The sequence below is a fragment of the Micromonospora echinofusca genome, assembly GCF_017614955.1.
In the GTDB taxonomy this organism is placed as follows: Bacteria; Actinomycetota; Actinomycetes; order Mycobacteriales; family Micromonosporaceae; genus Micromonospora; species Micromonospora echinofusca_A.
On sequence record NZ_WVUH01000326.1, the window covers coordinates 1 to 8,110 of the forward strand.

General features: G+C 71.9%; 8 protein-coding genes. 6 read left to right on the forward strand and 2 right to left on the reverse strand.

From position 1 onward, the window contains the following. The 4 genes from GSF22_RS27200 to GSF22_RS27210 form a co-directional block, all read left to right on the forward strand. Positions 1–261: hypothetical protein (locus tag GSF22_RS27200; protein ID WP_208816589.1), on the forward strand; the 261-nt coding region annotated here is incomplete at its 5' end. 61 nt (positions 262–322) lie between these two features. After that, positions 323–1,294 (forward strand): IclR family transcriptional regulator, encoded by a 972-nt coding sequence (locus GSF22_RS27205; protein ID WP_208816590.1) that lies wholly within the window; start codon positions 323–325, stop codon positions 1,292–1,294. 35 nt (positions 1,295–1,329) lie between these two features. Beyond that, complete coding sequence (locus GSF22_RS35535; protein ID WP_280116984.1) at positions 1,330–1,458, forward strand: hypothetical protein; 129 nt, start codon at positions 1,330–1,332, stop codon at positions 1,456–1,458. Between the two features lie 215 nt (positions 1,459–1,673). Then, positions 1,674–2,753, forward strand: a complete 1,080-nt coding sequence (locus GSF22_RS27210) for a TauD/TfdA family dioxygenase (protein WP_208816591.1) — start codon at positions 1,674–1,676, stop codon at positions 2,751–2,753. A 43-nt stretch (positions 2,754–2,796) separates the two neighbouring features. Here the strand turns inward: GSF22_RS27210 and GSF22_RS27215 are convergent, their stop codons facing one another. Both GSF22_RS27215 and GSF22_RS27220 read right to left on the reverse strand, forming a co-directional pair. Then, a complete protein-coding gene (locus GSF22_RS27215) occupies positions 2,797–3,327 on the reverse strand; it encodes a DinB family protein (protein WP_244454207.1) in 531 nt (176 codons plus the stop codon). A gap of 37 nt (positions 3,328–3,364) precedes the next feature. Continuing rightward, complete coding sequence (locus GSF22_RS27220) at positions 3,365–5,872, reverse strand: FtsK/SpoIIIE family DNA translocase (RefSeq protein WP_208816592.1); 2,508 nt, start codon at positions 5,870–5,872, stop codon at positions 3,365–3,367. A 134-nt stretch (positions 5,873–6,006) separates the two neighbouring features. Between GSF22_RS27220 and GSF22_RS27225 the strand changes: the two genes are divergently transcribed. Together GSF22_RS27225 and GSF22_RS27230 are read left to right on the forward strand one after the other, a co-directional pair. Continuing rightward, positions 6,007–6,480, forward strand: coding sequence for a YbjN domain-containing protein (locus GSF22_RS27225; RefSeq protein WP_208816593.1), 474 nt, complete (start codon positions 6,007–6,009; stop codon positions 6,478–6,480). Beyond that, positions 6,477–8,108 (forward strand): YbjN domain-containing protein, encoded by a 1,632-nt coding sequence (locus tag GSF22_RS27230; RefSeq protein ID WP_208816594.1) that lies wholly within the window; start codon positions 6,477–6,479, stop codon positions 8,106–8,108. The genes GSF22_RS27225 and GSF22_RS27230 overlap by 4 nt, the downstream gene beginning before the upstream one ends. Positions 8,109–8,110: the final 2 nt, after the last annotated feature.

Genomic DNA, 8,110 nt, shown 5'->3' on the forward strand with positions numbered 1-8,110 from the left:
CGGCTGCACGGGGCACCGCCGACGGAGATCACGAACTGGAAGGGCTCGACCGACGGGGTGGTGCTGCGCGGGCACGGCGTACCCACGGTCCGGGTCGGCCCCACCCCCCGACCGGACCCGGCCGACCCCCGTCGGGAACTGTTCGACCTGGCGGACCTCACCGCGTTCGCCCGGCTGTACGGCGAGATCGCGCTGCGACACGCGCTGTCCCTTCCGGGGTTGCCGCCCGCGCCGCTGTCGACAGACCGACGTTCTGGATGACAGGATGCTATCCCGCAACATGCACATGCCCGTCCGGCCACCGCTGACCGAGGAAATAGACATGGGCGAACACGACACGGCTGTCCAGCCAGAGGTCGCGCACGACGGGGCAGAGTCCGCGATCCCGGTCACCGGGGTCGAGGTGGAGCCGGTCCCGGCCCCGGTCAGCCGGGCCACCACCCGATCGGCGAAGACCTCGGAGAACGGTAACGGCGATGCCGCCGCGCCGGCGATCCAGACGGTCCAGCGCGCCGCCATGATCCTCAACGCGTTCACGGTCAGCCGGCCACGACTGACCCTCAACGAGCTGACCGCCAGCCTGGGCACCAGCAAGGCCACCGCGCACCGCTACACGAAGGCGCTGCGGGAGAGCAACCTGCTGCGCTACGACGAGCGGGAGGCGGTGTACTCGCTCGGACCGCAGATCCTGACCCTGTCCGCGGCGGCCCGGGCCGGGATGCCGGTGATCGCCGTCGCCGGCCCGCACATGCAGCGGCTGGTCCGGGAGATCGACGAGACCGTGGTGTTGAGCGTGTGGGACGGCGACACGGCCGTGGTGGTACGGGTCGACGACAACACCGACCGGGTGATCCGGGTGAGCGTCCGGACCGGGTCGCGGCTGTCCCGGACGGAGTCCGCCCAGGGCCGCGTGTTCTGCGCGTTCCTACCCGAGGGGGACGTCCCCGGCCTGCCGTCGGCGACCGCGGCGTCGGCGGAGCTGCGTGAGGAGATCGAGAAGATCCGCCGGGACGGCATCTCCGCCAACACCCCGTCGGTCAACGGGGTGCGCAGCATCTCCGCCCCCATCTTCCGGGGCACCAGCCTGATCGCCGCTCTCGCGATCGTCGGTACGACGACCTCGGTACCGGAGGGCACCCACTCGCCGCTCGCCGCCGCGTTGAAGCGGACGGCGGCGGAGATCACCGCGGAACTGGGTCGGGACCGGGCCGTCACGAACGGCACCGCGCAACACTCATCATTGTCACCAAGCGAGACGACATCTCTATTGACGAGACCAGGTCACCTGGTCTAGCGTCGAGTCAGACCCCTCAGACGCAGGAGCCCGCCATGATCCGAGTCAGTTCCACCGACTCCGGTCTGCTGGCGCCCGGCTACCGGGAGCCGCTGCGGGTCCACCCGCCGCGCACGGGTCTGCGCCCCGGCACCGCCGCTGGCGACCCGCAAACCCCGTTCTGACCCGCCCGCCCGTCCTTCGACGACGGGCAGCCTGTCCTGGGCCGACCAGCCGCCCGTCCCTTGTCGACGGGTCGCTCGGCACCGCCGGCGCCGCTTCCTCCGCCGCGTCACCTCCGGCACGCCTCGAATGTCAGAACCCTCGGTACGTGCGCGGTCAGACGCCCGCCGGTTCCCCGTCCGCAGATCCAACCCACCTACGTCCGGGAGTACCCACCATGACCACAGCGCTCAACCTGGCCCCGATCACCGGTCCGTCCGCCTGGCGCGGCGACGAACTCAGCCAGACCGACGAATGGATCTACCACCTCAGCGACGCCGAGCAGACCGAACTGGTCACGGTCGGCACGCGGTTCGTCAAGAACAACCCCGACCTGCGGACCGTCACCGCCGCCGAGTACCCGCTGCCGGTCTGCACCGACCTGATCGCCGAGTGTGCCCGGCAGATGGACTCCGGTCGCGGCTTCGTGCTCGTGCGGGGCCTGCGCACCGAGGAGTACGGCGACACCGTCTCCGGCGCCATCTTCTTCCTGATGGGCCTGCACCTCGGCGTACCGATGAAACAGAACCAGGCGGGCGACGTGCTCGACCACGTCATCGCCACCTCCAACAAGACACTGGACGACCCGACCGCGCTGCCCTCCCGGGTCCGCGACCGCCTGCCGTTCCACTCCGACAGCTCCGACGTGGTCGCGCTGATGTGTCTGCGGGCAGCGAAGGACGGCGGCGCCAGCAGCCTGGTCAGCGGCACCACCATCTACAACGAGATCCTGCGCCGGCGCCCCGACCTCGCGCCCCTGCTGTTCGAGCCGTGGCACTGGGACTGGTACCGCCAGGACCACGACGCGCCGGCCCGGTTCTACACCTCGCCGATCTGCAGCTACGTCGACGGCATCTTCAGCACCTACGCCGGCAGCCAGATGATCTTCTCGGCGCAGGACTACCCGGAGGTGCCCCGGCTGACCGACGAGCAGATCGAACTGCTGCACCTCTACGACGAGATCGCCCAGGAGCCGGGGCTCGCGCTGGACATGGACTTCCAGCCGGGCGACGTGCAGTGGCTGCTCAACTACGCCGCCCTGCACTCGCGGACCGGGTACGTCGACTTCCCGGAGCCGGAGCGGCGCCGGCACCTGCTGCGGCTCTGGCTGCGGCGGGACGTCGGTCGCCCGCTGGTGTCCGGCTTCGGCAAGCACACCGTGACGGCCCACGGCGACGACGCCGGGACGCCGCTCGTGCCGGGTGGCCGGTTCGAGATCGCCGAGGCGGTCGTGCCGAACTTCGAGTGGGGCAACTGACCGCTTTGTCGATCATGGATTTGTGGTGCCCCGCAACGTACGCCTAACGGGGCGAATCGACCACCATAACTCCATGATCGGCGCGGGCTGCCTCGATCTGTTCACGGAGGATGTCGGCGTGTCCGGCGTGCCGGGCCAACTCCTGGATCATGTGCGCGTAGATCCAGCGCAGGGACAACTCCCCGAGCCGCTCGTGCGGTACCACGTGGTCCAGCGGGAAGCGCGCGGCGTTGCGCCGGGACACCGCGCACGCGGCGTCGTACTCGGCGAGTACGTCGGCGACGGTCTCGTCGTCCCGGACGGCCCAGCTCCGGTCGTCACCGTTGGCCAGGCCGTCGACCTCCTCCCGGGGAATGCCGAGCAGCCGGTGCTGGAACCAGTTCCGCTCGACGGCGCAGTTGTGCTTCACCAGGCCGATCAGGGTGGTCAGCGAGGGCACCAGCCGGCGGCGGGCCTCGGCCTCGGAGATCCCGGCCAGGGTCTCCTTCAGCTCGTTACGGTAGAAGTCGACGAACGACTCCAGCATCTGGCGCTCCTGCGCGGCGCTGACGTTCCTCGGGGACGGCGCGGTCATGCCGGGATGATCTCCCCACCGGCCGACAGCCGCAAGGTCATTCGTCGCCCCGCAGCCCGGCCAGCGCCTCCTCCAGCTCGTCCGGCTTGACCAGTACGTCCCGCGCCTTGGAGCCCTCCGAGGGACCGACGATCCCCCGGGTCTCCATCAGGTCCATCAGCCGACCGGCCTTCGCGAAACCGACCCGCAGCTTGCGTTGCAGCATCGAGGTCGACCCGAACTGGGAGGTCACCACCAGCTCCACCGCCTGCACCAGCAGGTCCAGGTCGTCGCCGATGTCCTCGTCGATCTTCTTCTTGCTGTCCTGGGCCGGGGCGAGCACGTCCGGCCGGAACTCCGGCTCCCGCTGGTTCTTGCAGAACTTCACCACGTCGGCGATCTCGGCCTCGGTGACCCAGGCACCCTGGATCCGGACCGGCTTCGAGGCACCCATCGGCAGGAAGAGCCCGTCACCGCGACCAAGCAGCTTCTCCGCGCCCGGCTGGTCGAGGATGACCCGGGAGTCGGCCAGCGAGGAGGTGGCGAACGCCAGCCGGGACGGCACGTTCGCCTTGATCAGGCCGGTGACCACGTCCACCGAGGGCCGCTGGGTGGCCAGGACGAGGTGGATGCCGGCGGCCCGGGCCAACTGGGTGATCCGGACGACCGAGTCCTCCACGTCCCGGGGTGCGACCATCATCAGGTCCGCCAGCTCGTCCACGATCACCAGCAGGTACGGGTACGGGCGGATCTCGCGTTCACTGCCGGGTGGTGCCTTGATCTCGCCGTTGCGCACCTTGCGGTTGTAGTCGTCGATGTGCCGGACCCCGTTGGCGGCGAGGTCGTCGTAGCGCAGGTCCATCTCGCGGACCACCCACTCCAGCGAGTCGGCGGCCTTCTTGGGGTTGGTCACGATCGGCGTCACCAGGTGCGGGATGCCCTCGTACCCGGTCATCTCGACCCGCTTCGGGTCGATCAGCAGCAGCCGCACCTCGTCCGGGGTGGCCCGGGTCAGAATCGAGACCAGCAGCGAGTTCAGGCAGGACGACTTACCGGCACCGGTGGCCCCGGCGATCAGGATGTGCGGCATCTTCGCCAGGTTGGCCACCACGTAGCCGCCCTCGATGTCCTTGCCGAGGGCCACCAGCATCGGGTGGTGGTCGCCGGTGGCCGCCCGGGAGCGGAGCACGTCCCCGAGGGCGACGTTCTCCGGGTCGGTGTTCGGGATCTCCACCCCGACCGCGCTCTTGCCCGGGATGGGGCTGAGGATCCGGACGTCCGGCGACTTCACCGCGTACGCGATGTTGCGGGAGAGCTGGGTGATCCGCTCGACCTTCACCCCGTGGCCCAGCTCGACCTCGTACCGGGTGACCGTCGGCCCACGGGTGAACCCGGTCACCGCCGCGTCCACGTCGAACTGGTCGAAGACCCCGGCGAGCGCGCCGATCACCTCGTCGTTGGCCTTGCTGCGGCTCTTCGGCGCGGCACCGGAGCGCAGCAGGTTGGCCGGGGGCAGGGTGTAGTCGCCGGAGAGGCCGGTGATGGCGAGCTGCTCGGCCCGGGTCGGTGCCGGGCTGTGCTCCGGCGGCTCCACCACCCGGCGGGCGGCGGGTACCTTCGTCCCCGGCTTGCGGGGCAGCACGATGGTTTCCTGCATGTCGGGGCCGTCGTCGTCGTACCCGTCCGGCCCGTCGGGGTCGATCGGCTCCGGCGGCGCCGGCCGTCGCTTCGCCGGGCTGCGCCGGGTCCGGGCCGGTTTTCCCTCCCCCGCCCCGGCGTCCGCTTCGGTCTCCGACCCGGCGGTGGCGGCACCGGCGGCACCGGCGGCACCGGGCACGATCACCCCGGCGAGCAGGCCCAGCCGCTCGGGGATCTTGTTGATCGGGGTGGCGGTCACCACCAGCAGACCGAAAACCAGCAGCAGGAGCAGCAGCGGCACCGCGACCCAGGCGGTGAACGCCCCCTGGAGCAGGTCACCGACACCGGCGCCGATCAGGCCGCCGGCGTAGTCCCGTTGCGCGTTGTCCACCGGGTCCTGCCCGATGTGCAGCAGCGACGCGGTGGCCACCAGCATCGACGTCCAGCCGACCAGGCCCCGCCCCCGGTGGGCCGGATCGCCCGGCTCCCGCATCAGCCGGACCGCGCCGACCGACAGCAGCACCGGCAGCGCGACGGCGATCGCCCCGAGGAAGAGCCGGATCGTGTCGGCCAGTCGGGCGCCGACCGGGCCGGCACCGGAGAACCAGACCGCCACCGCGCTGAGAATGGCCAGCCCGAGCAGGAGCAGCCCGGCGCCGTCCCGCCGGTGCTCGGGATCCAGCTCACGGGCCGACGCGGCCTGCCGGCCGGCGGCGCGGACCGCCCAGCCGACCCCGTGCGCCACGCCCATCCACACCGCGCCGAGGGCGCGTCCGACGTAGACCGCCGCGCCCGGCCGGGCCGGCTTCGCGGGCTTGCGCCGGGCCGCCGGGGCGGCCTTCTTCGCCGGTTGCCGGGCACGACCCGTCGCGGCACCACGCGGCGACGCGCCGCGGCGCCGGCTCGCCTGAGAGGTACGGCCCGCCATAGAGTCACCGTAACGGCGCGACCCGGGTAACCGCCGCTTTTGCGGGTCGTGTCCGCGTGCCGCAGCACCTGCTCCACCGTGGAGCGTGGTATTTACCACAGCCAGTTGCGACAATCGCCGCAGAAGGGACTCGCATGGCACCCCCGGGCTTCCAGGACCTCCCGGACGGGCCCGTCGGCGGCCACCCGCACACCCTGCTCCCGTTGACCAACGAACTGATCGCCACCGTGCTGACCAGCCGCGGGTACACCTTCCACACCGACAGCGACGGTGACCTCGTCGGCCGCTGGGACGACAACGTCATCTACTTCTTCCGGCTCGGCCCGCAGGGGGAACTGCTCCAGGTGCGCACCACCGCCGCGACCAGCTTCCCGATCGAGGACGTCCCCACGCTCTACGCCCGGTGCAACGCGTGGAACCACGACCGGCTGTGGCCCAAGGCGTTCGTCCACGTCGACGACCACGGCACCGCCCGGGTGTGCGGGGAGGTCATCGCCGACCTGGAGCGGGGGGTCACCACCCACCAGCTCGACCAGTTGCTCGAACGTGGCATCGCCACCGGGTGCCAGCTGGCCGCCGCCGTCGCCACCTGGAAGTCGACCCGGTGACCGGCACGGAACGGCCGGACCGGTTGGCGGCCGAACTGGCCCAGGCCCGGGATCTGCCCGACGGGGACGAGAAGTTCGTCGAACTGGAACGGATCAGCGCGTACGCCGACGCCGCCGGGCACGTCCGGCTGGCCTTCGACGCCCGGTGCGCCCTGCTCGACGCGTACACCCGGCGCGGCGTGTGGTGGCGGCTGCGCGAACCCCTCGTCGGTTGCCTGGCCGCTCTGGACAGCGACCGGGCCGGGACCGGGCCGGCCCGCTTCGACGACACCGACCGGGCGCTACTGATCCACCACCACCGGCGTACGGTGGCCGCCTTCACCGGCAGCAGCCGGGTGGGGCTGGCCCAGAGCGGCACCCTCCTCGACGACCTGGCGAACCGGCTCCAGGAGCAGCAGCGCAGCCTGGCCGCCGTGCACGAACTGCGCTGCCGGATCGCCGACCACCTCGGCGACGAGCCGGCCGCCCGGCAGTGGCTCGACCGGTGGCGGGCCGAGCCCCCGGACGACGAGTCCGGCTGCCCCGGCTGCGCCAATGCGCAGCAGGCGGAACTGCTGGCCGGTTGGGGACTGTGGAGCGTGGCGGCGCAGACCGTCGAGGCGGTGCCGCTCGACCGGCACCGCTGCCCCGAACAGCCGGAACGGTCCCTGGTCGCGCTGGTCCTGCCGTACCTGCGGCTCGGCCGGGTCGAGGAGGCCGGCCGGGCCCACGTGCGGGCGTACCGCCGGCACCGCCGGGAACGTCCGGCCTTCCCGTACCTCGCCACCCATCTGCGGTTCTGTGCGTTGACCGGGGACCACATCCGGGGTCTGGACATCCTCGGCGAGCAACTGGGCCGGTTGGACCGGCCGTACGACGAACTCTCCGCGATGGAGTTCGCCGCTGCCGGGGCGCTGGTCTGCCGGCTGGCCGAGGAGGCCGGGCTGGGCCGGTGGCTGGTCGCCCGGCCCGGGTACGGCGAACGGGCCGCCGCCGAGCTGACCGTCACCGCGCTCGGCGCCGAACTGCACGCCACCGCCCGGGACCTGGCCGGCCGGTTCGACGCGCGCAACGGTACCGGTCACCAGTCCGGCCGGATCGCGGCCTGGCTGGCCGAGACGCCGCTGACCGGTCCGCAGCGGCTACCGGACGAGGAGGAGGACGAGGTCGACGACGAGCCGGCGGGGGCTGCCGGGGCGTCCGGAGCCTCCGGGGCGGCGTCCACCGGCCGGGCGGACGACGTCCCGTTGCCGCTGAGCGTCACCGCGATCACCGCCGTGCTCGACCGTCGGGGCGACGTGTACCGGGTGGACGAGGACGGCACGGTGGGCGGCCGGTGGGGCGACGCGGTCGTCCAGTTCGAACTGACCGGTGACCGGGACGAGATCCTGCACATCCGGATCGTCGCCGGCCGCCGACTCCCCGGTGACCGGCTCGCCGAGGCGTACGAGTTCTGCAACGCGTGGAACCACGACCGGCTGCTGCCGAAGGCGTACGTCCACCGCGCTGCTGACGGTGAGCTGGTGCTGGCCGGCGACGTCACCACCGACCTGGCGTTCGGGGCGACCCGCGCCCAGCTCACCGTGCTCGTCCACGCCGCGCTGGCCACCGGCGTCGAGTACGCCGCCGCAGTCACCGCCCTCCCCTGACC

Excerpts from the sequence above, each read along its gene's own strand:
- GSF22_RS27225 (WP_208816593.1), top strand. The coding sequence starts at position 6,007 with ATGGCACCCCCGGGCTTCCAGGACCTCCCGGACGGGCCCGTCGGCGGC.
- GSF22_RS27220 (WP_208816592.1), bottom strand. The coding sequence starts at position 5,872 with ATGGCGGGCCGTACCTCTCAGGCGAGCCGGCGCCGCGGCGCGTCGCCG.
- GSF22_RS27210 (WP_208816591.1), top strand. The coding sequence starts at position 1,674 with ATGACCACAGCGCTCAACCTGGCCCCGATCACCGGTCCGTCCGCCTGG.
- GSF22_RS35535 (WP_280116984.1), top strand. The coding sequence starts at position 1,330 with ATGATCCGAGTCAGTTCCACCGACTCCGGTCTGCTGGCGCCCGGCTAC.
- GSF22_RS27205 (WP_208816590.1), top strand. The coding sequence starts at position 323 with ATGGGCGAACACGACACGGCTGTCCAGCCAGAGGTCGCGCACGACGGG.
- GSF22_RS27215 (WP_244454207.1), bottom strand. The coding sequence starts at position 3,327 with ATGACCGCGCCGTCCCCGAGGAACGTCAGCGCCGCGCAGGAGCGCCAG.